The sequence below is a fragment of the Paenibacillus liaoningensis genome (assembly GCF_059609455.1).
In genome coordinates this window covers 107,988-132,872 of record NZ_JCAALU010000004.1, presented here as the reverse complement: position 1 = coordinate 132,872, position 24,885 = coordinate 107,988, and the positions used below count along the sequence as shown (strand labels likewise).

Here is a 24,885-nt window from a genome sequence, read left to right as displayed (position 1 = left end):
CATTGTTTATATTTATATTAAAGCCCGTTATTCGAGATAACGTCCTTGTACCAATAAAAGCTTTTCTTCGGTGTTCTAGCAAGTGTTCCATTTCCGTCATTATCCTGGTCAACGTGAATAAAGCCGTAGCGTTTTTCCATTTCGGAGGACGAATAGCTGATTAGATCAATACAGCCCCAGCTCGTATATCCGATGAGTTCAACACCGTCGAGTATTGCCTCATGCATTTGCTCTAGATGCTGCTGGAAATAAGAGATGCGGTAATCGTCCTGGATGCTGCCGTCCTCTTCCACTTTATCGTGAGCGCCCATCCCATTTTCCACGATGAATAAGGGCACCTGATAGCGATTGTACAAGTCATTGAGAAAAATCCTTAAACCGACAGCATCAATTTGCCAGCCCCATTCACTCGTTTCCAAATACGGATTTTTAACCCCGCCGATTGTATTGCCGCTAACCTGCTCCATACGTTCGCTATCCACACTCGTCACGAGAGACATGTAGTAGCTGAAGGAAATAAAATCTACGGTATGTGCTTTTAGCAGCTCATCGTCGCCCGCATGCTTTTCAAGCTGTATGCCCTTCTCCCGGAACAAGCGCTCAATATATTTCGGATAAGCGCCGCGCACCTGAACGTCGGTGAAAAATAAATTAAACTGGTTGTCCTGATACGCGACGAGCACATCTTTCGGGTTGGGCGTATTCGGATATTTGATCAGGCAGGTCAGCATACAGCCAATTTGCGAGTCTGCCACAATCTCATGGCAATACTTGACGGCAAGGGCGCTAGCAATAAATTGATGATGCAAAGCCTGATAAACGGATTGCTCCAAATTTTCGAAACGGTCCGGAACCATTCCTCCGCTCGTAAACGGATGGCGGATAATGCTGTCAATTTCATTAAACGTAATCCATTGCTTGACCTTATGTTTATAACGCTCGAACACCGTTTGGCAGAACCGGACAAAAAAGTCGACCACTTCCCGGCTCGTCCAGCCGCCATACTCGTTGACAAGATAAAGCGGCATTTCATAGTGGGACAAGGTCACGAGCGGTTCTATGCCATGCTTGATCAGCTCATCGAACAAATCGTCATAAAATTGCAGCCCCGCCTCATTCGGCTCCGTTTCATTGCCATTTGGAAAAATCCGCGACCAGGCAATGGATACCCGCAGCACCTTGAAGCCCATTTCGGCAAACAAAGCGATATCTTCGGGATAACGATGATAAAAATCAATGCCTCTGCGCTTCGGATACTCTGAGGCATCCGCCGTCTCCATCGCCTCTTTAATCTGCTCCTCGCTGATCGAGTTATGCTTCTTATAATCCGCTTTGCTTAAATGCTTCCGATACATCGCTACATCGGCGGTCGAAAGCCCTTTGCCGCCTTCGTTCCAGCCGCCCTCGACCTGATTGGCGGCGATGGCGCCGCCCCATAAAAAACCTTCAGGAAATTTGCGAAAATTGCTGCTCATCTGTTCCACTCCTATCTTCTATTGCCTGTTTATAACGGCTAGCCTCTTGAAACGACCCGTTTAATATGCAAAATGAGATACATTTTCTCTTCGTCCGAAATCGAATAGCCAAACTTCTTTTCTATATACTGCTTGATTTTCAGCACGCATTTATTCACTTCGGGGTACATGCCTACGATTTGGTCAGCCAATGCGTGATCGTCAGAATCGAGCATTTTGTTCTCCGTCAGCCGCTGAATGAAAAATTGCAAATGCGTCATAAATCGCGAATAACTGATCGACTGCGGTTCCAGCTCAATATCGAAATATTGCTTAATCATTTGAAGAATATCTTTATACGTATCCGTCATTAAAATAACCTGGCTCATATTATCTTCCGTTTGCTGGGCATTGACCAAGTGGAAAGCAATATTCGCCGCTTCCTCCTCAGGCAGAGCAACACCCAGCCGCTGCTCTATCAACCCTAGCGCATATTCGCCAATGCTGAATTCAAACGGGTAAAACTTTTTCACTTCCCACAGCAGCCGGTTTTGAATCGTCATATTAACCTTGAACCGTTTGACCGCCATATGCAGATGATCGGTTAAAGCAACGTAGAGATGCTCGCTGAGCGGCTTGTTCAAACGCCCCTTCGCAAACGTTATAATTTCATCTGCCAGAAAAAGATAGTCCTCGGGAATTTCCTTCATCAGCTTGGACAGGTTAGCGAAAATATCGTCGCTTTGCGGCACATAGATTTTTTCAATGTCGCTCTCCCTGATTTTATCGCCAGCCTTGCTGTTGTAGCCGATTCCCTTCCCAAGCACAATCACTTCCTTCTGATCGTCGCGTTTGGCGAGAACAACGCTGCTGTTGAGGATTTTGATTACTTTCATCTGCGAGCACCCCGTCGTTGATAATATTTAATTTATATAACGGTCACCAGCCGCGTATCGGGACCTGCCGGACTATTTTCATCCTGGGTCACAATTTCCAAATAATCCGCGGTATTCGTTACAATGACCGGAGTCGTCGTATCATAGCCAGCTTGCTTGATGGCCTCAAGGTCAAATTCAACGAGAAGCTGCCCTTGTTTAATGACGTCACCCGCTGCTGCATGAGCCGTAAAATGCTGGCCTTTCAGCTTCACCGTGTCGAGGCCGATATGAATAAGCAATTCCACGCCGGAAGCAGACTTTAACCCTAAAGCATGCTTCGAACGAGTCAGTGTCTCCAGCGTGCCGTCAAAAGGAGCGACTACCCTTCCGGCACTAGGACGAACGGCCATGCCTTTGCCCATCAGCTCTTTGGAGAACGCCTCGTCTTTAATGTTGCGAAGAGCGACGCTTGTTCCTTCCAGCGGGCTGTAAATATAGCTTTTTGCATTGGATTTAATCGTTTGCGGTGTCTGTTTTGCTTGCTCAGACGCTCCAGCCTGCTGCGTTAGCGTAGTGGAGGAAGCGGGTGGGACAACCGTTCCATTTCCAGCTGCAGCTGATTGAGCCGTATCCTGAAAACCAATGAAATAAACCGCAAGGAACGTAATTACTGCCGAAATGATCAATGTGACAATTGCATTTATTATGTTAGCCGAAGAATCCGAGCTAATGTACATGGGAAGCGAAGCAAGTCCAGGACCGACCGCTGCATAAGCTTTTAGCTGGACAATACCGGAGTAAGCTCCGGCTATTCCCGCACCGATCATACAGCCGATCATCGTTTTCTTTAAGCGCAAATGAACGCCATACAACGCTGGCTCTGTAATGCCGAACAAACCTGAAATGCCTGCTGAAATTGCCAGCGACTTGAGCTTGGCATCCTTCGTCTTGAAAGCAACCGCCAAAGCACCAGAGCCTTGAGCAATATTGTAGGAAAGCATTGCAACCAGCAGCAATGTGTCATAACCCGGCGAAGCAAGAGATGTAAATACGACGGGATAAAATACTTTGTGCATGCCGAACATGACGATGAATGGCAAAATAATCGCCATGAGCGCAACCGTCAGCCAACCAGCCCGATCCTGAATCCAATAGACTCCCGTAGATAAGCCATTGCCTACATAAGTTCCGAGCGGCCCAATGACGATCAAGCCGACAGGCACAACGATAAGCAGGACAATTAACGGCTTCAGAAAAATTTTAACGGGCCCTGGCGATACCTTATCGGCAAATCGCTCAATGTAGGACATGAACCACACAATAAGAATAATCGGGATCACCGTCGAAGCATATTGGACGACAGGTATTGGCATGCCGAGAAAAGCGATCGGCACCTTGCTGTTGAACAAAGCCGTCAAATTCGGATGAAGCAGCACGCCCGCAATCGATACCGCCACATACGGATTAACTTTGAACTTCTGCGCACTCGTGAATGCGAGTAAAATCGGCAGGAAATAAAACGCTGCATCGCCGACAATCGATAGAATCACATACACTTGATTCTCTTTAGCCAACCAGCCTAACGAAGTAACAAGCACTAAAAGCGCTTTCAACATCCCGGCAGCGGCAATCGCCGGAATGACTGGCTGGATAATGCCCGAAATGGTGCCGGCGAACAGGTTGAACCCCGCTTTAAACCCTTTTTCCCGTTTAACGCTGCCAGATTCTGCATCAATAGTGGTCATTTGGGCTAGCTCCCTGTACACATAACCTACATCATTGCCAATAATAATTTGATATTGCCCGCTGCTATTGACGACATCCAAAACGCCATCCAGCTGTTTAATCGCCTCTGTCTGCGCTTTCGCCGGGGTTTTCAAGGTCATTCTCAGCCGGGTCGAGCAGTGGATGACGCTGGAAATGTTGCTTTCGCCGCCAACCTTGTCCAGGATGGACTTCGCCGTCTCTTTGTAGTTCATAATGTTCCCTCCAGAGATTGTAAGCATGCAAATATAGGCAACAAAAAAAGACCTAAGACGGGCAGGTAAAAGTAAAGATTACCTACCCAATCTAGGTCTTGCCTGCCGAACAGTAACATGCCTGTATTGGATAAAATATGAAGTTATTGGTTGTGAAGCTTGATTGTTTAGTCTCGAGCTGTTTGGTAAATAAGCGCTTAGCCCTATTATAGCCAGATGTTTAGAAATTGCAAATCTTTTTTGCCGACATGCCGTTTATTCCATTTGATCAAGCAAAATAAATTGGCCATCCGCTTCTTCCAAGCGGAAAATGACGGGACGCTCCTGCGGGTGCTTGTTAGGCGCATGAATGGTCAGGCATAGCTGGCCTTCAAACGTTCTAAACAGCATGCCATGGCCCCCGTCCTTCGCAAACAATGGCTCGGCGTCCTGAATCCATGGCCCTGTAATTTGCCCGGAAGCCGAGCGGGCAATACCCATCGTATAGCCTTCCTGACCAGACGTCGACCACATCATGACCAGCTCGCCATTTGCCATGCGATATAGGAAAGGGCCGTCCGTGACGTAGTTTTGCTGATTGTCGCCACCGCCGACCGACCACACAGCATCCGAAGCTTTGAACAATAAGACCGGCTCGCCAATAGCTTGCTTGAAATCACGAGTAATCCGCACCGCATACATTTCGCCGTCCTGTACCTGCACCCACTCCTTGCAGAACACCATCCACGGATCGCCATCATTGTCGATGAACAGCGTGCCATCCAGGCATTCCCAATCCGGCGGGGTCAGCGCCCGGCTCCATGGCTCGAACGGCCCTTGCGGCTGGTCTGCCGCCAGAACGCCCGTTACCCGCGGAATGCCGTCCGCTTTGAAGCTGGCGAACATATAATAGCGGCCTTCCCACTCGTACACCTCCGGTGCCCAATAGTGATGGTCCGACCAGAAGTCCGGCTCAGGCCGGAAGCACGCAATGGGCCCCTCCCACTCAGCGAGATCGTCGCTCTCATAAACGTCAAAGCCTAGCGCTTTGCCGCTCCATACATTTTGCCCGGTGGAGCCGTACAAATAATATTTTTGGCGTGTTTGGTCGACTAGTATATATGGATCGCGAAAATGAATATCTCCCAGCTGTTTTTTGCTCAAATGAAACGCCCCTTTGCGCTATTTTAATCGTATTCACAAATGAATTAATGAAATCATTAATTAAAGAGCATATAAATTAACCTTACCTCATCATATAATTTGAAGGGCCTGATCGCAATCTTTTTTTGAAGGAGACAACTCTGTGCTAATTGTGACCCAGCATGCAACAAATTGTGCGTATATTCGTCTGAAATGAAAATGCAGGAAAATAATTAATCGTTTATTTCACTAAGGGAAGTGCAAACATGAAAGCAAAACATATAACCGTTCAAGGCTGTATTTTATTCAGCCTCTTAATAAGTGGTTGTTCGAATGATAGCCAAATAGGGACACCCACAGCAACCGAGAAGCCCATTTCAACGGCTCAGCCTGCGGCTGCCGTTACGAATTCGGCTGCTGAGCTGAGCAGCCTGAGCTTTACAACGAGCCGCAACGCCGATGGCAGCCTAAGTGCAGCTTTACCCGCTTCTTTCGGCCATTATTCAATGAGCAGCAGCCCTCCTGTCGAGCTTCAAGGAAGCATCTATCACATGGTCAATCTGTACCGCGGCGACGATAACGTTACAAATGCGCTTCTTTCCCACCGCCCCGGACAGGACGAGGTAAAGGTCGAATGGAGCGAGACGATTACCGATTCCAACAATCGCTGGTACAATTCTTTTCATCCCGGGAAGGAGCGGCAGCTTCTCAAACTGGACGAGGAACGGCTCGTGTTTCTTGAACCGGAAATCATTGGCGACAGTGGTCGCTACCACCTGTCCACTTTAAATGCAAAATCAGGTGAAATGGCACGGATTAGAGAGGATTTTTGGCCGCTGGCTGACGACTACGATTACATTTATCAATATCAATGGAACGAAGAGAAGCAGCAGCTGTTTATGCAGAGCTATTTGGGGAAAGTGTGGTTTTTCGACCTGCAAGGCGAGGACAACCAGGATCGGGTGCCGGAAAAGTTGCTCCGCGTCATCCCTCATTCGACGACCGGAGCCCCTTCCTTGTTCGTTTCACCTGACTTTGAACGTTTCGCCCACAACGATGAAAGCGGGGAGGTTACTTTTTACACGGCTGACGGACAACCGCTTAAAAGTGTTAAACTTCCGGAAAAACGCTATGTCGCCTCCGAATTGATGAAATGGAATCCGGCAGGCACCGTGGCCTGGATGGATACGGCTCCAGAGCAGCGGCATCGCATTACAGGCATCGATATTGATTACTTAAAGCTGGCTCCTCAGCAAATTCATTTTTATGACCATGATGGACTGCCTATTGCTTCGTTGAAAGCCGCGGCAGGCGATCATTCAGCGATAGAAGTCGTTCGGTGGCTTGATTCTAACGTCGCTCTCATCAAAGCCTATACCTATGCACTAAAAAACACTACGAATTATGACATAGAAGAAACGGATATTAGCTACTACAGCTATGATGTCATTCATAAAGTGAAAAAGCCCGCTGATGCAGCGCCAGCAGCACCGGTCAAGGATTCGGCCGCCAAGGCGGAACCGCGCATTTCCGAGGATGGGCGAACCCTTATATATGAACAAGGTTAAAAATGGGGCGTAATAAGCGGGCACTCTGCAGCAGCAGAGCAGCCTCTCAATCTTTATGAATTGCAAAAGGCTGACGATGGATTAATGCCCATCGTCAGCCTTGCATTTTTCAAACCAAAGCCTCAGCTATGCACGGAGGACGCTTCATCCAGCGTCTCCTGCTTCAAATTAATGCTGCCCGCGTCATCAATGAACCCAATCAGCTTCTCAAGCGCTGAAATTTCCAAAGCTTTAATCGTTTCCACACATTGCTTCATTTTGCCAATGAGGAGCAGGTCCTCACTAATTTCGAGTTTCAGATAGAGATTGCGCAGCACAAGCGTTTTGTCGACTAAAAGTGCAAATTCATCAGCTAACGCAGCTGACGGCTTAATCCTTCCTGTCTTGCTTAAATAGTCAAAAAGTAAGCGCATGCATTTTTTATGCTCATACAAAATATGAAAAGGCAAGCTTGAATGCGCGGTGCTCTGTTGTTCAATCCGATCAAGAAAATGCTGTAAATCCGTATAAACATCGATGCCGTATGAGGCCTGCTCCCTCGGCTTCGTGAATAAAGGCATTCGTTCGTATGAATTTCTAGCGTACAAATAATCCTTCAGCAGCTTGCTCGCTAACGAAAAATTAAATTCATAATGCTCGACTTGATTTAATTCAATGACCACGATTTTGGAGCGATTTAACACTTGTCCATAAATCCCCTGTTTCGCAGCATGAACAAGCGCCGGGATGGAGATGGTGACAGCCATGTACTGGGCGTTGAAATAATCCATCAGCGTAAATTCATTTTTCTCCAAATCATAGCCCGTAATAAGCAATTGGCTTCTTCTATTGGCCTTCCCATAAAAATTCGAATAAGGCACATAAAAATAATCGCAATTTATATAAACATATTGATTGTTGTCAATGCAGCTAATAATGAACTCATCTAATGGAGTCAATTGGTTAATTAGACTCAATTCTATTTCTTGCGTATAAATCCACGGGTTATTGTTGTGCCTCCAAATGAGGGGCTCCCCTAAATAAAAGCTCAGCCAATGAATGTCTTTATCGAAGGGCTTATCTGTATACAGCTGTATAAAATGATTCAATATCCAGGCTTGAGACTTTTCATCATTACTCATTACTGCTAAAAAATGGGAATATCTTTTGTACCCCACAACTATTGGTATCGTTACAGGCAGCATCTTTTTTGTCAAACGATCCTTCCTTTCTCATTATAATTGAGGGCTTGTCACAATTATTTTTTGAGAAACTCTAGATGAAGAATAAACCGCAGCAAAACACCCCTTCTTGCATCCTTATTTGTAATAATTATCCTATAATTGTAACGTATTAGTTAACAGGCTGCAATCCTTTTCGACCAATTGGTTCGAGTAGCCCCACTAAACAGCCTCCATCCAACCATTCCCGCTCTACCACAATCATTTTTCTAACTCTTTACAGAAAAGAGGACGCTTGCTTACCTTTTTCTGTTGTTCGGTCACCTACCAGTCGTTTTTTATTGTATTTACAACAATAATGATTTTGTATAGGATAAACGAAGAACTTGTAATTTCAACAGAGCAAAACAAAAATCCGTCAGGGGGACTCTAACATTGCGTATAAAAGAAGGTTACCCATTTGAGATACGACGTTTATATCATCAAGAACTTCAAGATATACGAGCGCTTATGCTTGAGGTAATTTCACGGCTGCCTTTCCAGGATCTTTCTGCAATGAATGACGAAGATTACTTCCTCGAGCTTATGAATGGAAAGGGTGAGGTATACGGTGCTTTTCATAATGGGAAATTAGTTGCTTATTCAGTTTTGGCATTTCCCGGTGTAAGTGAGAGTAACCTAGGAACTGAATTTGGAGTACCAGAAAAAGAATTGCCCTTTGTTGCAGTATTGGATTCAACTGTAGTCCATGAATCCGCTCGCGGGCTTGGTCTACAAAGCTTCTTTCATGAGCTGAGAGAAAAGCGTGCGGTGGAAAAAGAATGCCTGTACCTATATTCAACTGTGCATCCTCAGAACCATACAAGTATTCATAATCTAGAAGCTGCAGGTTTTACTCTTCAGTTTACACGACTGATGTACGGAGGCAAGAATAGACATTGCTATTCAAAACGACTAATTGGGCTAAAGAAGTACGATAGTTGAGTCAATATGAATCATATATGAAAGGAGCACTCAACAAAGAGCGCCCCTTTTACATTACAATCTTTTACTATTTGCTATTTTCCTACTGCCCGGCTGCTTTAATAAGCAAGTCCAGACTCTTCCTGAAATTTAAAATGGGAATTAGTCACATAGCCTCTCGGCAAAGCCGGCATGTTCGTAAAGGTCGATTGCAGAGCGATGTGCCGCTTCGTCTCGCCGCTTTTTACGATGCTGTGTAAAATTTCCAGCGCATGATAGCCCATCTCCTTGCTGGCCCGGTTCGCTCTGCCCTTGCGCATGGACCATGCCATTTCTGCAACGCCAAGTCCTCTGCTCTCCTGCGTGAAGCTATGGGATTGCTGCATCACCATCGGCTCCGTGTTCCCCTTCAATATAACGTTGACTTCCCCTCCAAAAAGGTTAGGATCTGACATATACATCACGCCATCCGTGCCGTACAGCACCAGCGTAGGCTTCTCTGGGACAATCAGTATGGAATTGGAGTCAAACAGCATGCTGCCGACCGCCCCGCTCGCAAATTGCAGCGTGCCGGCCATTAGATTTTCACACTGGATTTCGTAGGACTCATCGAGCTTCTCCATATAATAATGCTGCCGTTCCTTGTTCAGCGTCTTCGCAATTCCGGAAACCTCCGCCACAGGTCCCAAAAGGCTCAGCAAAGCGGTAATATAATAAATGCCCACGTCAAAACCAATACCCGCGCCGGGCTTAATCGCATTCGGAGACAGCTCCGCGAAGAGGGATACATCCCTGCTTAAGGCGCAGTGAGCGGATGTAATCGTTCCGATCATCCCGCTTTCGACTACATATCTGGCGGTCTGAATGCTAGCTCCAAGGAACGTATCCGGGGCGACGCCAAGGTATAGGTTTTTTTCATCCGCAATTCTCACGAGCTCGGCCGCTTCCTCCAGCTCCAGCGCCAGCACCTTCTCGGTATAAACATGCTTGCCAGCTTCCAGCAGCTGCTTGACGACACTGTAATGGGCGGTCGAAGCAGTCAAATTAACAACGAGCTCAATAGAGTCATCTTCCAAAATTTGTTGCATGGTGAGCGCTTTAATGTTGTATTTTTCGGCAGTGCGCTCGGTCTTGTCCAAATTACGATCATAGCAGCCGACGACCTCTAATATACGAAACTGGTTAATCATCGTGCTTAAATAGGCGTCGCTAATCGCTCCGCATCCAATAGTAGCTACTTTTACAGGTTTCAAAGCTGTCATCCTAGTCAACCCCTTCTATATTATAAAAAATAGCTCACGCCCAGAAAAAGAGAATCGTCCTTTGTTCATCCGGGATTAGAACGTTAAGCCTTCAAGCGGTACGAAACAAAGGCAAGCCTGCGGCTGTCCGGCGCCCATGAATTGACGTTAATCGTGCCTTGACCGCCGAACAGCTTGGCAATCGTGCGGGACGCTCCGCCTTCGGCAGGCATTAAGCGAAGCTCCACTTGTTTGTTCGGCGGGTGCTCGCCGGGGGCAACATCTTCGGTGCGGTAGGCCACATAACATACCCATTTGCCATCGGGAGACACATGCGGGAACCAGCTGTTCGCATCGTCAAAAGTCATTTGCTCCTGATTTTCCCCGTCAGCGTCCATCCGCCAAATTTGCATGAGGCCGCTTCGCGTCGAATTGAACCAGATCCAACGGCCGCATGGGGAATATTCAGGTCCATCATCCAAGCTTCCTGGAACATCGGTCAGCTGTGTTTCGTCGCCGCCGCTCACAGCAATCGTATAAATATCGTATTGACCCTTTCTTTCCGCACAATAAGCAAGCGTCGAGCCGTCAGGAGACCATCCATGCAAATAGCTAGGAGCATTCGGCGTTACAAGTTCCGGCGTTCCTCCTTCGAGTGGCAGCACGTAAATTCGGGAGCTTGCATCCTCTTCCGTAAAATGGCTGACCGCAAGCCTCGTGCCGTCGGGAGAAAGCAAATGATCGTTGTTGCAATCGATCGCAAATCCGGTTTCAATCTGCTTAACCGTTTGGCTGTCCAATTCATAGGCGTACATGCGGCCATTGCCGTTATAAACTAGAAATCGGCCGTCCTGCGTCCAATTCGGAGCTTCAATGACGTAGTCGAATTCTCGTAAAACCGTCCGTTCCCCCGTAACGATATCGAGCGTTTCCAATAGGCTGTAGCTATCCCGCTGCTTCATCAAAGCTCTGAGCGCATGAATGTCCACTTTTCAATCCCCCTCTGATATTTAAAATAGCTTGTGATTTCATGTCTGATGCGATTAATCCGCTTATTTCACTTCGTCTAAAGGCTTGGCCAGCCCTTTGACCAGGAGCTCCATTAATTGGCTAGTGTCAGCCAAGTTGTTAATGCTGAGCTCTAACCCAAGCTGCGCTTTCGTGTCTACATAGCTGTATGAGCCTTTGCCGAAATAGCCGACATGATATGGCTGTTCTGCTCCGATGCCCTCCAGCGTGTCATACATTGCCTTCCGGTCATCTACAAACAGGCAGAAATGGAATACGCCTTGTCCGTTATTGTCCAAGAAGGTTCTCCATGGACTCGGCGTTTCCGCTGGCTGCATAAGCTCTAGTATGAAATTCCCCAGCTCATATTTGGCGACCTTGCAGCCGCTATATTCAGAGGCCTTCTCATGCGTATAGTGAAGCAAGCCTTCCGTTGGGAATATTTCTACAGGCGCCTGCTGGACGCCGAGCACCTTGGACCAATTGGCGCTGGCCTGCTTCGCATCATGAACGACAAGGCAGATCTGGGTCATTACAGGTGGCGATTGAGTCATCATTTTTTTTCCACTCCTTCGATTCGTTTAAAAGCCATGCAGATGAATAACGATGCAAAAACATGAAGCTAGCTGGTGTTCATACAATATGTTAACGTTAACATATCAATCACAGCCAATGTGTTAACGTTAACACATTGGCTATATAACTAGGCAATGCTTAACCGTGCTCACTCGAAAAATCTTCCAGCTACCGCGGTGCGGACGCTAAAAAGCAAGGAGCAGGGAGCCCGATGGGAAAACCCGCCGGGCCGAAGGGAAGGCCGCCGCCTACCTTTTCAGACCATATGGCTTTAGTCGCCCTTCCATTCTCGCACCGTATGGCGATCCATCAGAAAAGGGTCTATCCCGATTGTGCAAGATGTGGCTTCCTGATCATTCATTCGCTGCAAAAGCAGCTGCAAAGCATGATCGCCAATTTCCTTAAATGGCAAGCCGACGGAAGTAATCGGCGGTGACAGCAAAGCGGACAGCGTGTTGTCATATCCGATCAGCGATAGATCATCAGGTACGCGAAGACCGCGTTCATACAATATCTGTAATACTCCGCAGGCGTAAATATCAGAGGTCATAAAAATCGCCGTAGGCGGCTGTCCAGCCCTTAACAGCTGGTCGATTGCCATTCGGCCTGCCTCGATCGAATATTCGGGCATCACCTGCACCCACTCTTCATGAGGGGCAATTCCCGCCTCGTTCAGCGCATCCAAATAACCGGCATAACGATCCTCTTCCACCTGATGTCCCAGCTTGGAGCCGATAAAGGCAATTCGCCGATGGCCCTTTTGCAGCATATGCCGGACGGCACCTAATGAACTCGCACGATCATTAACGACAATGCGGTCTACCATCGGCATATCATAGGTTCGTTCGATCATCACAACAGGAATATGATTTTCAATTAAACGCCCAATTAAGTCTTTGGAAATGGAAGGATAGGAAGTCAGAATGACTCCATCCACCCGGTGACCGATCAAGTCGTTAATTTGCTGCTCTTCCTCGCCGAGGCCCATATGGCTCGTCAGCGTCAGCACATGGTAACCGCTGCTTGCCGCTGCCGTATTAATCGCGGAGCTGATCTCCTTGAACTGCATATTGGTGTTGAATAGTGTCAAATGTCCAATAATGTTGCTGCGGCTGCTTTTCAGCCCCTGTGCAATTCGGTTTGGAATATATCCCAATTCTTTGATGATGCGCTCGATTTCCCGGCGCTTATCCTCAGATACATAACCGTTGTTATGCAAAACTCTGCCGACGGTCGCAAGCGAAACACCAGCTGCCTTAGCCACATCCGACATCTTAATATTCATTTTCAGTCTCCAGATTCCCATGTGTTATCGTTAACATATTAACATGTTAAATTCGTTAGGGCAATATGATTGAAAACGCTTTTTTTAATCTTTCTTTTCGGGATGCTGTTCCCCCCTTCTCTGCATCGCTCGGTAGGCGCTGGGAGAGACGCCGTTTAGCAGCTTAAACATTTTGCTGAAGTGAAACTCCTCGAAATAGCCGCATAGCCTGCCAACCTCTTTAACCGGATAATCTGTAAATTGCAAATAGCCGCAAGCCTGCTGGTTGCGCAGATGGTTCAAATATTCTTTCGGTCCCATGCCTGTATATTTGAGAAAAAGCTTTCGCAGATAGGAAGCGGAAATGCTGTATTCCTTAGCCAGCTGCTCAATTCGCAAGTTTTCCCTATAGCTGCCCTCCAAATGCTTTTTTATTTGTTCAAAGGCGGCGATGGCTCCCGATTCAGCCAAGTTCCAGTCCGGCTGTTCAATCTGGTGGAGTCTATGCAGCAATATTTGCAGTTTGGATTGGGCAACGCTAGCGCCAGCCGCAATTCCTGCGAACCAATCCTCATGTGCTTCACGAAACAACTCCCCTAGCTCTTCCGCTTGCTTTGGCTGATATTGACTTAAAAAAGGGAGCGTAAGCTTGTTTATTGGTTTAACCTCCCCCCACATCACATCATAGATAAGCTCCGCGCAATCGAAGAGAACCATCGTCATGCGGAGCGGAGCATGCGGCTCTGAGCGCATGGACATCTCAAGACCGGGCTTTAAATAAGCGAGCATGCCCGCCTGCACCTTATGCTCCGTGTTCGTCAGAAAGGTCCCCTCTCCCCCATGAATCCAGTACAAGCTGTGCACATTCACAAGATTGCGAACATCCTCCCAGCCCGGATACGTTATTTTATCGAGGACGAAATGAATGTGCAGCACTAGGTTATTCGTGTGATAGGGCATTAGCTCCATCTCTATACCCCCTCTTCGATCCCGCTTCAATAGAGGATCGATTTTTACATGCGATTGCAGGTTTATTCCATTCCGCCTCAAAACGCCGCATGCTATTATCCATATTATCAAACGATAGCCAAGCTGACTAATGCTTCCTAGCGAAGAAGGAGGAATACTGTTGTTAAGGACTTTTCGCGAGCATCATATTCGCAAGACAGCATTATTGGACGGGCCATGGGACTTTGTAACAGATTCAGGCAATGAAGGACTCCATGAAAAATGGTTCGATCGATTTCCACATGATTCAAAAGCTTTATACATTCCATCCTGCTGGAATAACGAGCTGTCTCTGTTCCATTACGAGGGCGTTGCCTGGTATAGAAAAAAGATTCGGCTTGCAGATGCGCAGCATGTCAGACTGATTTTCCATGCCGTGCTAGGCCATTGCGATGTTTATTTGAACGGACGTCATCTCGGTTATCACTATGGCGGCTACACCCCATTTAACTTTGTCGTTCCTTCGTTAAGTGCGGGAGAGCATGAGCTTATCGTGCGGACAGACAGCACATTGGATCGCCTTACAATTCCAACGGAGCACGTCGATTGGTTCCACTACGGCGGCATTATCCGTTCCGTTGAACTGCAGCTTTTGCCGGATCTGTATATTGAGCAGCTCAAAATCGACTACTTGTTGGAAGGAGCAGAGGCAGACCTCTCCATTCAAGTAAGGCTTAACTCCCTCTCGCAGCAAGCTATCACCACGACATTGAAGCTTTCCGAAGGCGGACATGTTTTTCACTCTGAGAAAGTTAAGCTAGAGGCAGGCCAGTCTGTAGATTGCAGAGTGAAGCTGCATTGGAGCGACGTTCGGTTGTGGAATGTCGGTAAGCCGGAATTGTATAAAATAGAGGCTCGTACCGATTTTGACGACAAAATCGATCGAATCGGCTTCCGCCGAATAGAAACAAAGGACCACCGGATTCTCATTAATGGCTCTGCAATTTATTTGAAGGGTGTGAACCGCCATGAGGAGCACCCGGAGTGGGGCTTTGCTTTTCCGCCAAAGCTGATGCAGAAGGACCTCGATATCATCCGGGAGCTTGGCTGCAACACCGTGCGGGGTTCCCATTATCCCCAAAGCCCTTATTGGCTTGACCTGCTGGATGAGCATGGCATCCTTTTCTGGAGTGAAATCCCGATGTGGGGAGCCTTTTTGCCAAACGAAACGGTCTGCGAGCCATTGTTCCAGGATCGTGCGCTCACTATGATTTCAGAGATGGTTAGCCTGCACTACCATCATCCATCGGTCGTGTTCTGGTCGGTTCATAATGAGATCGACTCCCGTACGCAGGATGCCTATGAGATGACGAAGCGGCTCGTTTCCTTAGTCAAGCAAATGGATACGTCCAGACTTGTTACTTACGCCACGATGCACCCGCTGGAGGATGTTCTGCTTCCGCTTTTTGATGTCATTGGCATCAACAAATATTATGGCTGGTACGAAGGCGATATAAGCGGCTTTCGGCAAATGCTCCAGCAGTTCCACGAGCGGGCGGAAATGCTAGGGGCGGGCGATCGTCCGGTGCTCATGACCGAGTTCGGGGGAGCGGGCATCTTTGGAGACGTCGGCTGGGAGCCACGATTGTTCAGCGAGGACTACCAGGCGCAAATCGTAACGGAGGCGCTGGACATCTTCCGCAACGATGCTAAAATCGGCGGCACCTATATTTGGCAATTCGCCGATATCCGGGGCGATCTGAAGAGCGACGGCAAGCATTTTCGCGACCGTGCGCGCAGCTTCAACAATAAAGGCCTGCTGAACGAATACCGCAAGCCTAAACAAGCGTTCCGCGAGGTGCGGCGCATATACCAATCTTGGAACGATACTGCGGATCTGCACGAATAGCCTAACGATAACGTTCCAAGCTCTCATCTACAAAAGTAGGAATAACTACCGCCGAACAATTCCCTGCCAAGCAGGAGTATTTTTCGGCGTTTTTTTGCAGAGCGGAATATGGAGACCATAGATATGTACCTTGCCTTAGTCCAAAGCTGTTCCTGCTTTGTCCGTGCTATCCTTCCAGTCACATCTTGACCTTCCCTAGGATACTTTATAGAGTGGGAGCCGTTGAATTTACACATACCCAGGAGGGATCGATGATGAAACTGGATTTGGGCTGCGGCGCTAGCAAGCACCCTGACTTTTACGGAATTGACCGCCGTCCTCTGGATGGCGTGGATTTGGTATGGGATGTGAACAACGGCATTCCTCTGCCTGATAATTCGATAGAATGGGTGTTGGCATCCCGCAGTCTACCTTATGTCCAAGATTTACATGCCGTATTGAAGGAAATCTATCGTATTTCTATTCATAAATCCGTCGTATGCATACTGGCCCCTTATGCCCACAGCTTCAGAAACGCAACAAATCCTCTGCTCCGGCATCGCTTTGACGAGCATACCCCTCGTTATTTAACGAAGCATTTTTATCAGCCGCCACACGGACCAGAATCTCCAGAAATCAAATTTTATAATGACTTGGAGGAAATTCCATTTGATTTCCGCTTGCTTCGCATGGAATACTTCTACAACGAAATCTTTCGCTCCCCTATGTATGAATCGGAAGAACTGGAAGAACTTCAACGGCTTCAGGCCAATGTCGTGGATGAAATCATGTATCATTTCGTCGTCGTCAAAGAGCATATCTCGGCATCCGAGCTTGATCAATTGTCACGGCAATCCCAAATGGAGCCCTTCTGCGTAAACGCATTGCGCAAACTTGAGCCTCCTGCGGATCCGATAGAAAAAGCCGAGCATCGCTTTCCAGAAGAAACCGATGCCGTTCCGCCAATCCCCCCCAAGCGTTCTTTGGCTCGGAGACGCCTCCACAAAAAAGCGCCGCGATTTTCAGGCAACCCCAGGAAACGATCCCGTTATTATCGATAATTTATTTGCCTTGCCCGAATGTGGACAGACAAATTCAAGAGTTTAGGCTCATACTCATGAGTTGATAGAAACTTTTATGGAGTTGTCTTTCCGAAATGGAGGTGAATCAACATTCCACTTATCGTTCGGGCAACTGTTAATGCAACAGGCGCCATTACCTTTACGGGAAACACCCTCGGCCTCAGTCGTTCCGAGGTGTCTGGCATACCCGGAACTGCCGACAGCATTGGCGCATTCACTACAACCAATACCGCCCTGCGATATGGCACCTATCCTTTTGGCACCACGGATAATTATCTGCTCAACAGCTCGTCAGCCGTCCTGAATCTTCCAGCAGGAAGCACCGTGCTTTACGCAGAGCTGATCTGGGGCGGCACTTACGTCAACGGCACCACCAATCTGACGGCAGCCATTAATAATTCGGTGTCCTTCGCCACCCCCTTGGCCACCTCTGACGTATCGCCTGACTCGGCTACTAGCAACATCTTTGATCTGGGCGGAGGGGCGCTTGGATATGTGAGAACGGCAAATGTGACCTCGCTGGTTCAGCAGGGCGGTGCAGGAACCTATACAACGGGACGGGTCGTAGGCACCCTGACGATCAGCAGTGATCCAACCGCCAACAATGCCGGATGGACACTCGGCGTCATTTATCAAAATGCCTCCCTTCCCTTTCGCAATATGTCTCTGAGGGCAGGGGCCATTCTCGTTCAAAGCACCTCATCAGCTGTTAATACTACACTTACTGGATTCTCTACGCCTGTATCTGGGGCTCTTGGAGGTAGAGCGTTATTCAGCGCTCAAGAGGGGGATGCCAACCGAAACGGTGATCAGGCGCTGTTCGGCCCTACAACTGCAACCTTGGTTGCTTTGTCGGGTACGAACAATTTCGCCAACAACTTTTTTGCCTCCCAGATCAATAATAATGCCGGCGCGTTGGATACAACGGGCACCTTCGGGAGCCGCAACCAGACCAACGGTGCGCCTGGAAGCAATATTGCGGGAGGAAGACAGGGCTGGGACATTACCAACGTGGATATATCGGCCAGATTGGTCAATAATCAGACCTCGGCTGTACTTCAATTAACGACCTCTGGCGATGCCTATGTCCTGAATGCCAATGCCCTGCAAATCGATATTAACGCACCGAGAGTCGGTGTGACCAAATCGGCTAATGTATCCGGCTCCCTGACCGGTGATACGATTCGTTATACCGTTACCGTCACCAATACGGGAACAGCCAATGCCACCGATATGATTGTGACCGACAGCCTTCCGGCCGGATTAACCTTCGTTGCGGGCAGCGTCACGGTTGCGGGTGCTGCAAGGCCGACCAACGATATTACGGCTGGCGTACCGGTCGGTACTTTAGCGCCAGGTGCCTCTATTGCCGTGGCCTACAGCACACGGGTAACTTCCATGCCCGGCACACAGCTGCTCGTCAACACAGCCAGTGCCTCCTTCAATTTCCAAAGCATAGCCGGAGGCCCGATCACACCTGCTGTTATACCGTCAAACGGCGTCACGGTCCCCGTATATTCGCCGATTCTAGCGATGAAAAAAACAGCAAGCACAGCTAATGCAACTGTGGGAAGCACCGTCACTTACACGATTGTTGTGACCAACTCAGGCAATATCGCTGGCACGACAACCGTAACGGACCCGATACCTGCGGGCACTTCGTTTGTGCCGAACAGCGTGACCGTGGGAGGTGCGACCGTGCCGGGAGCCAATATTGCTGCAGGGGTTCCGGTTGGCTCCATTCCGGCAGGCGGCTCGGCCACCGTCACCTTTCGGGTATTGGTTCAAAATCTGCCCTCTCCTCCACAGCTGGTAAACCAGGCTACCGCCGCGTATACGTTCACGGTTCCCGACGGCCGAGCCTCTTCCGGCTCGGCAGCCTCGAACACCGTAACGTTGCCTGTTGCCCTGCCGAATGTAGCAGTCGTCAAAAGCGCCAGCGTACCTGATGCTTCTGTCGGAGAGGCTTATACCTATACCGCAATAATAGCCAACAATGGCACTGATCCCGTCACGAATGTAACTTTGACCGATGCCATGCCGAGCGGTTCTGTTCTTGTAGCCGGCAGCGTGACCCTGAACGGAGCCCCTCAGCCGTCGGCTAATCCTGCAAGCGGCATTGCTATTGGCACTTTGAATGCGGGCAGTTCAGCAACCATCACCTTCCAAGTAACATCATCATCGCTGCCCTCTCCGGCTCAATTTGTCAACAGAGCTTCAGTCGCGTACAGCTCCGGAGCATTCAGCGGTGTATCGCTGTCCAATACCGTAACCATTCCGGTCTATCAGCCGATTGTACGTACAGTGAAATCGGTGAACCGGAACGTTGCCACCGTTGGAGATACTTTAACTTATACGGTGTTCGTCTCAAATACCGGCAATTTGGCTGCACAAGCGACCTTAACGGATACGCTTCCGGCAGGCACCTCCTTTGTGCCTGGAAGTGTCACGGTTAACACGGTTTCCGTCCCGGGGGCTTCTCCGCTAGCGGGTATTTCTCTCGGCTTGATTGCGCCCGGCAGCTCCGTTCCTATTACATTTCAGTTCCTTCTGAGCACGCTGCCCTCACCGCCACGGCTCGTGAATCAGGCAACAACGTCGTATTCGTATCAATTGCCAAGCGGACGCTCATTTACAGGCTTTACAGCTCCGTCCAATGTTGTCGATATCCCGGCCACCTCGCCTAGTGTGACTGTAACCAAAGCGGTTAACAGCACGATTGCCACCATAGGCGATATTCTGACGTATACGATATCCGTCACGAACAACGGTGTAGAAGCGGTAACTAATGCTGTATTTTCAGATAACCTTCCCTCCGGAACGGTTTTTGTAGCGGGCAGTATCGTCGTGAACGGCACAGCCTTGCCTAATGCAGACCCCAGCGGCGGCATACTGCTTGGAACCATTAACGCTGGGAGTATCGTGCCGATCAGCTTCAACGTCCGTGTGGCAGCCGTTGCGTCAACTATCCCGGCACTGCTCAGCAATCGGGCTAATGTGAGCTTTACTTCAGGGAGTTTTACCGGATCCTCCTCCTCAGCGCTGGTCACAACGGCCACTTACCTCCCCGTCATTAACGTGGTGAAAAACAGCAGCGTCAGTACATTAACTGTAGGAGACACCTTTACGTATACATTAACCGTCAGCAATACCGGCAATTATCCGGCTGAAGTTCGATTAGAGGATGCGTTGCCTCCTGAGGTTGTGTTTGTGCCCAATAGCGTTGTCATTAACGGATTTCCGAATCCGGGTGTCGATCCACTTACAGGCATCGCTCTGGACACGGTGTCCGCAGCCGAAATCAACGTCGTCAGCTTCTCGGTTATCGTCGTTTCCTTGCCGAATCCACAGCAGCTTGTCAATCAGTCGAATGCGCTCTACACCTATACCCTGCCTGACGGCAGAATGTTTGCGAAAAATTCCTTATCCAACACAGTTACAATCTCTGTATCCACACCCAATGTATCCGTGCTCAAAAGCAGCAGCAGCTCATCAGTAGCCAGCGGCGACACGCTCACCTATAGCGTACTGGTCGCCAACAATGGTTTAGCTCCAATTAACAATGCGGTCATAAGCGACATGATGCCTCAGGGCACCAGCTTTATTTCCGGGAGCGTGTTTGTAAATGGTGCGTCCGTACCACTTGCAAATCCGGCTATCGGCATTCCAATCGGTACATTAGCCCCCAGCGCTTCTGCTACCGTAACCTTCGAGGTGATGGTCAACATGCCAGCTCCATCCGTAATTTCAAATCAGTCCACGGTCAGCTTTACCTCTGGCGCTTTCTCGTCAACGTCCCAATCCAACAACGTGAATACGCCAGTTACGCAGCCTGTCATCAATCTGGTGAAAACTTCGGATACGACCAACGCTTCTGTTGGAGGCTCGGTTACATATTCCGTCGCTGTTTCCAACACAGGCAATCTGGCCGCACAGGTCACCTTGACCGACATCCTGCCTAACGGCACAGCCTTTATTCCGAACAGCGTGGTGGTTGGAGGCTTGCCTGTGGCTGGAGCTGATCCTGCTACAGGCATTCCAGTAGGGTCTGTGGCTGCCGGGGCAACGGTCCTTGTCACCTTTAGTGCGCTGGTGACTTCCCTGCCGAGTCCTCAGCAGCTTGCCAACCAGGCCGCAGCAGCCTACACCTTTGTACCGCCAGATGGACGTACACTGTCAGGCAGCGCTTTGTCCAATACATTAAGTATTTCTGTGTCCGCCCCCAATGTTTCGATAGTCAAAAGCTCCACGACGGCTAATACAACAATCGGAGACACGGTCCCCTATTCCGTCAGCGTGACCAATACAGGTATTGCGTCAGTAACCAACACCATATTTTCGGATCCTACTCCCGAAGGCTCGTCCTTCGTACCAGGCTCGGTTACAATCAATGGCGTACCAAGCTCTGCCGCTGTTCCAGCCGGCGGGATTCCACTCGGAACGATCGCGCCGGGAGCAACGGTTATCGTTACCTTTAACGTCCTGGTGGATTCACTCCCACCATCCGGCTCGCTCATTAACCAATCGTCTGCAACCTTTACTTCTGGAGCTTTTTCGGGATCAACCTTCTCCAACGTCTCAGTAACACCAATTAACCAGCCGATTCTGACGGCCGTGAAATCAGCAGGCGTTGTCGCTGCAACAGTAGGCGATACGCTGAATTATACAATAGCCGTTACAAATTCCGGAAACTATAGCGCTTCGGCAACCGTCACGGACACCATCCCGACAGGGACCTCCTTCATTCCGAACAGCGTTATCGTGGGCGGCGTGCCTCAAGCTGCCGCTTCGCCTTTAACAGGAATCCCTATCGGCGTCGTTGCACCAGGAGCAACCGTTCAGGTCATTTTCTCTGTCCTTATCGAATTCCTTCCTACGCCGCAGCAGCTTCTAAATCAAGCCACAACCAGCTTCGATTTTACGCTGCCTGACGGGCGTCCGTTCAGCAGCTCTGTAACCTCCAACACGGTTGTAGTAAGCGTAACGGCCCCTAACGTTTCTATTGTCAAAGCCACGACTACCACCGCTTCTACGGTTGGCGATACCATTGCGTACAGCATCAATGTGACAAATAACGGAATTGCAGCGATCAGCAACACGCTGCTTACCGATCCGATTCCTGTAGGTACGGCTTTGGTTCCGGGAAGCGTAACCGTAAACGGAGTATCACAGCCTGCGGCAGTTCCAGCTGCCGGCATACCGCTCGGCGATATTGCGCCTGGAGCATCTGTACCAGTGACCTTCAGCGTAACGGTTAATTCGGTTCCGAATCCGGCTTTCGTCAACAACCAGTCGTTTGTCAGCTTTACTTCTGGTGCTCTCTCGGCTACGGCCTTCTCTGACAATGTAGTCACGCCTGTGTTTCAGCCTGCTTTGTCCGTAGTCAAAACCGTCAGCAGCACGAATGCTACTGTTGGAGATACCATCGTGTATACATCCACGATTACGAACTCAGGGAATATTGGCGCAACGACAACTTTAACTGACCCGATTCCTGCCAATACCTCGTTTGTTACAGGCAGTGTTAGCGTTGACGGCGTGCCTCGTCCTGGCAGCAATCCAGCATCTGGCATTCAGCTTGGAACGATAGCTCCTGCCGGCAGCGTTGTGGTTACCTTCAGCGTCACAGTTACAACCTTGCCAACGTCTGGCTCCTTCAGCAACCAGGCTACCGTCAGCTTCACTTCCGGCGCGTTCTCAGGTACATCCTTGTCCAACATTGTCACACTGCCTGTAGCTCAAGCGATAATTGGCGTACTAAAGGGCTCCAATGTGACTGTCGCTACGGTAGGCGATACAGTCATTTACTATTTGAACATCACTAATACTGGAAATACGGCGGCAACCGTTACGCTCTCAGACCCGGTGCCCGCAGGCGCCGAATTTGTCCCCAACAGTGTCATTATCAATGGTATGCCCCAGCCCGGAGTCGATCCTGACCAGGGCATCGTAGTCGGAACAGTTCCGTCAGGAGGTACGATTACCGTTACGGTAACCCTGCAAGTGACCATTGGATCGCTGCCATCACCACAGCAGTTGGTCAACTCGGCCGTAGCCACCTTCTCCTTCTTGCTTCCCGATGGAAGAACCGGTACCGGATCGGCTCCATCCAATACGGTCGTCATTCCGGTTTCCTCTCCAGATGTCAGTGTGGTTAAGAGTACGCCTGCCATTGATGCCGTTTCTGGAGATACTATCACTTATACGATTCTTGTGACGAACAACGGCATTTCTACTGTCAACAATGTTGTCGTTATTGACCCGATTCCAGTCGGCAGCACCTTTGTCGCAGGCAGCGTCACCGTGGACACCGTATCGTTTCCGGCAGCAAATCCTTCTGTCGGCATAGCCGTCGGTTCAATAGCAGCAGGTGCCACGTCTACCGTTACCTTCCAGGTGACTGTATCATGACGCCCGGCACAGCCAAGGAAGAAAGCCTGCTAAACCAATCCCGCATCCTCTATAGCGCAGGTGGAACGGAATTTGTTACTTATTCCAATACGGTGAACACACCCATCGTAGGCCCTGTCATCACCCTAGTCAAAAGCTCTGAATCATCTCAGGCATTTCCTGGCCTCCCGGTCATTTTCGCTGTATCCATAACTAATTCGGGCAATCGGGACGCAGATATTGCCATCTATGATTTGCTGCAAGAAGGAACTGAATTTGTCCCTAACAGCGTACACCGGGATGGCATTCCGCTTCCGGGCGCCAATCCCGTGTCCGGTTTGCACCTTGGCAGGCTCGGCCTGCATCAGAGCATTCACATTACCTTCCAGCTTATGACCGCCCTGCAAATGACCAGCGAGCAACTGAGTAACCGAGTGCGGGCAGATTATACATTCCAGACGACCAATGGGCGGCTCGTCGAGGATAGCGTTTTTTCCAATACGGTCACACTTCCTGTAGTCCGAATCGGCAAGCCGGAGATTACGATTACCTTTTCGGTGAACAAAACCCGCGCCAGTCCGGGGGAAATCCTTCGTTACACCGCACGTGTAGCCAACATAGGAGACGTCGCCGCAGATGTTCTCCTGCTATCCACTATTCCGAGCGGCACGCTCTTCGTCCGCAACAGCATTACCTTAAATGGAATCATGCAAAGCGGGGAGCTTGTGGCCACGGGCATCGCACTAGGATCAGTTGCCCCCAGAACCCAGTCTATCGTAACCTTTGAGGTGATGGTCACAGGCAGCAATGCTGTATCACCAGGGCAGCTTTTAATCAACGAAACCCGCACAGAAGGCACCTATAGAAGCTCTGACGGCAGCGTTATACGGCTGGAGCCCTCGGTATCAAGCACCGTTTCAACAGAGGTATGCTGTCCGCTCTTTCAACTTGAGGTTAGCACGAATCCCTCTATCGTAGAGCCCGACGCTGTTGTTAATTATACCGGCCTGCTGACGAATTCCGGGAATTGGGCTGCTGATGTTACGCTGACCCGCCTTACGATCAGGCAAACGGTTCTAGTGCGCGGGTCCATCCTCATAAATGGGATACCCTCCGCAGATCCTGACGCCTCTGGCTCCATTAATATAGGGAATGTATCGCCCGGAAGCACAGTTCAAATCTACTATCAGGCTAGGGTAAGCTCGCTGGTAACGAGCCCTGTACTGCAAGGAATAGCCACAGCTCAATATGCGTATGAACTGAACGGAGTTCAGCACAATGGAGAAGCGGCCTCCAACGGTAATGTGATTTACATTGAATACTCGTATGAATGAGGAGCTTGGGCACATGAACTGTTCCATATG

16 protein-coding genes are annotated in these 24,885 nt (G+C 49.3%); 6 read left to right on the top strand and 10 right to left on the bottom strand.

Going from position 1 to position 24,885, the window contains the following annotated elements:
- Positions 1-17 precede the first annotated feature (17 nt).
- From AC6B99_RS06775 to AC6B99_RS06760, 4 genes are all read right to left on the bottom strand, one after another.
- A complete protein-coding gene (locus tag AC6B99_RS06775) occupies positions 18-1,475 on the bottom strand; it encodes a glycoside hydrolase family 1 protein (protein WP_496663056.1) in 1,458 nt (485 codons plus the stop codon).
- A 38-nt stretch (positions 1,476-1,513) separates the two neighbouring features.
- The gene (gene licT, locus AC6B99_RS06770) at positions 1,514-2,350 is read right to left on the bottom strand and encodes a BglG family transcription antiterminator LicT (RefSeq protein ID WP_056035302.1); all 837 of its coding nucleotides are present in this window, start codon (positions 2,348-2,350) and stop codon (positions 1,514-1,516) included.
- Positions 2,351-2,382: 32 nt separating this feature from the next.
- Positions 2,383-4,311: a beta-glucoside-specific PTS transporter subunit IIABC gene (locus AC6B99_RS06765; protein ID WP_056035305.1), complete on the bottom strand. Its 1,929-nt coding sequence runs from the start codon at positions 4,309-4,311 to the stop codon at positions 2,383-2,385.
- Positions 4,312-4,566: 255 nt separating this feature from the next.
- The gene (locus tag AC6B99_RS06760; RefSeq protein ID WP_056035308.1) at positions 4,567-5,454 is read right to left on the bottom strand and encodes a glycoside hydrolase family 43 protein; all 888 of its coding nucleotides are present in this window, start codon (positions 5,452-5,454) and stop codon (positions 4,567-4,569) included.
- Positions 5,455-5,699: 245 nt separating this feature from the next.
- On the opposite strand from AC6B99_RS06760, the gene AC6B99_RS06755 reads away from it, so the two are divergent.
- Positions 5,700-7,001 (top strand): hypothetical protein, encoded by a 1,302-nt coding sequence (locus AC6B99_RS06755; RefSeq protein ID WP_494883322.1) that lies wholly within the window; start codon positions 5,700-5,702, stop codon positions 6,999-7,001.
- Between the two features lie 122 nt (positions 7,002-7,123).
- Here the strand turns inward: AC6B99_RS06755 and AC6B99_RS06750 are convergent, their stop codons facing one another.
- Entirely contained in the window at positions 7,124-8,197 is a 1,074-nt protein-coding gene (locus AC6B99_RS06750; protein ID WP_056035312.1) for a hypothetical protein, read from the bottom strand.
- A gap of 399 nt (positions 8,198-8,596) precedes the next feature.
- Between AC6B99_RS06750 and AC6B99_RS06745 the strand changes: the two genes are divergently transcribed.
- Positions 8,597-9,145, top strand: a complete 549-nt coding sequence (locus tag AC6B99_RS06745; RefSeq protein WP_496663055.1) for a GNAT family N-acetyltransferase — start codon at positions 8,597-8,599, stop codon at positions 9,143-9,145.
- Between the two features lie 98 nt (positions 9,146-9,243).
- Here AC6B99_RS06745 and AC6B99_RS06740 read toward each other — a convergent pair whose 3' ends face one another.
- The 5 genes from AC6B99_RS06740 to AC6B99_RS06720 all read right to left on the bottom strand — a co-directional run bounded on the left by AC6B99_RS06740 (position 9,244) and on the right by AC6B99_RS06720 (position 14,182).
- Positions 9,244-10,386 carry a Gfo/Idh/MocA family protein gene (locus tag AC6B99_RS06740; protein WP_056035320.1) on the bottom strand — a complete coding sequence of 381 codons (1,143 nt, stop codon included), beginning with the start codon at positions 10,384-10,386 and terminating at the stop codon, positions 9,244-9,246.
- 83 nt (positions 10,387-10,469) lie between these two features.
- Positions 10,470-11,354 carry a TolB family protein gene (locus tag AC6B99_RS06735; protein ID WP_496663054.1) on the bottom strand — a complete coding sequence of 295 codons (885 nt, stop codon included), beginning with the start codon at positions 11,352-11,354 and terminating at the stop codon, positions 10,470-10,472.
- A gap of 63 nt (positions 11,355-11,417) precedes the next feature.
- Positions 11,418-11,930, bottom strand: a complete 513-nt coding sequence (locus tag AC6B99_RS06730) for a VOC family protein (RefSeq protein ID WP_496663053.1) — start codon at positions 11,928-11,930, stop codon at positions 11,418-11,420.
- Positions 11,931-12,220: 290 nt separating this feature from the next.
- Positions 12,221-13,234, bottom strand: coding sequence for a LacI family DNA-binding transcriptional regulator (locus tag AC6B99_RS06725; RefSeq protein WP_496663052.1), 1,014 nt, complete (start codon positions 13,232-13,234; stop codon positions 12,221-12,223).
- Positions 13,235-13,318: 84 nt separating this feature from the next.
- Positions 13,319-14,182 (bottom strand): helix-turn-helix domain-containing protein, encoded by an 864-nt coding sequence (locus AC6B99_RS06720; RefSeq protein ID WP_494862193.1) that lies wholly within the window; start codon positions 14,180-14,182, stop codon positions 13,319-13,321.
- Between the two features lie 160 nt (positions 14,183-14,342).
- Here AC6B99_RS06720 and AC6B99_RS06715 point away from each other — a divergent pair, with 160 nt between their 5' ends.
- The 4 genes from AC6B99_RS06715 (at position 14,343) to AC6B99_RS06700 (ending at position 24,855) form a co-directional block, all read left to right on the top strand.
- On the top strand, positions 14,343-16,070 hold the full coding sequence (locus AC6B99_RS06715; RefSeq protein WP_496663051.1) for a glycoside hydrolase family 2 protein: 1,728 nt from the start codon (positions 14,343-14,345) through the stop codon (positions 16,068-16,070).
- 251 nt (positions 16,071-16,321) lie between these two features.
- Positions 16,322-17,110 (top strand): class I SAM-dependent methyltransferase, encoded by a 789-nt coding sequence (locus tag AC6B99_RS06710; protein WP_496663050.1) that lies wholly within the window; start codon positions 16,322-16,324, stop codon positions 17,108-17,110.
- A gap of 195 nt (positions 17,111-17,305) precedes the next feature.
- Positions 17,306-23,542 (top strand): CLIPPER-2 domain-containing protein, encoded by a 6,237-nt coding sequence (locus tag AC6B99_RS06705; RefSeq protein WP_496663049.1) that lies wholly within the window; start codon positions 17,306-17,308, stop codon positions 23,540-23,542.
- Complete coding sequence (locus tag AC6B99_RS06700) at positions 23,539-24,855, top strand: hypothetical protein (RefSeq protein ID WP_496663048.1); 1,317 nt, start codon at positions 23,539-23,541, stop codon at positions 24,853-24,855. Before AC6B99_RS06705 ends, AC6B99_RS06700 begins: the two co-directional genes overlap by 4 nt.
- Positions 24,856-24,885 lie beyond the last annotated feature (30 nt).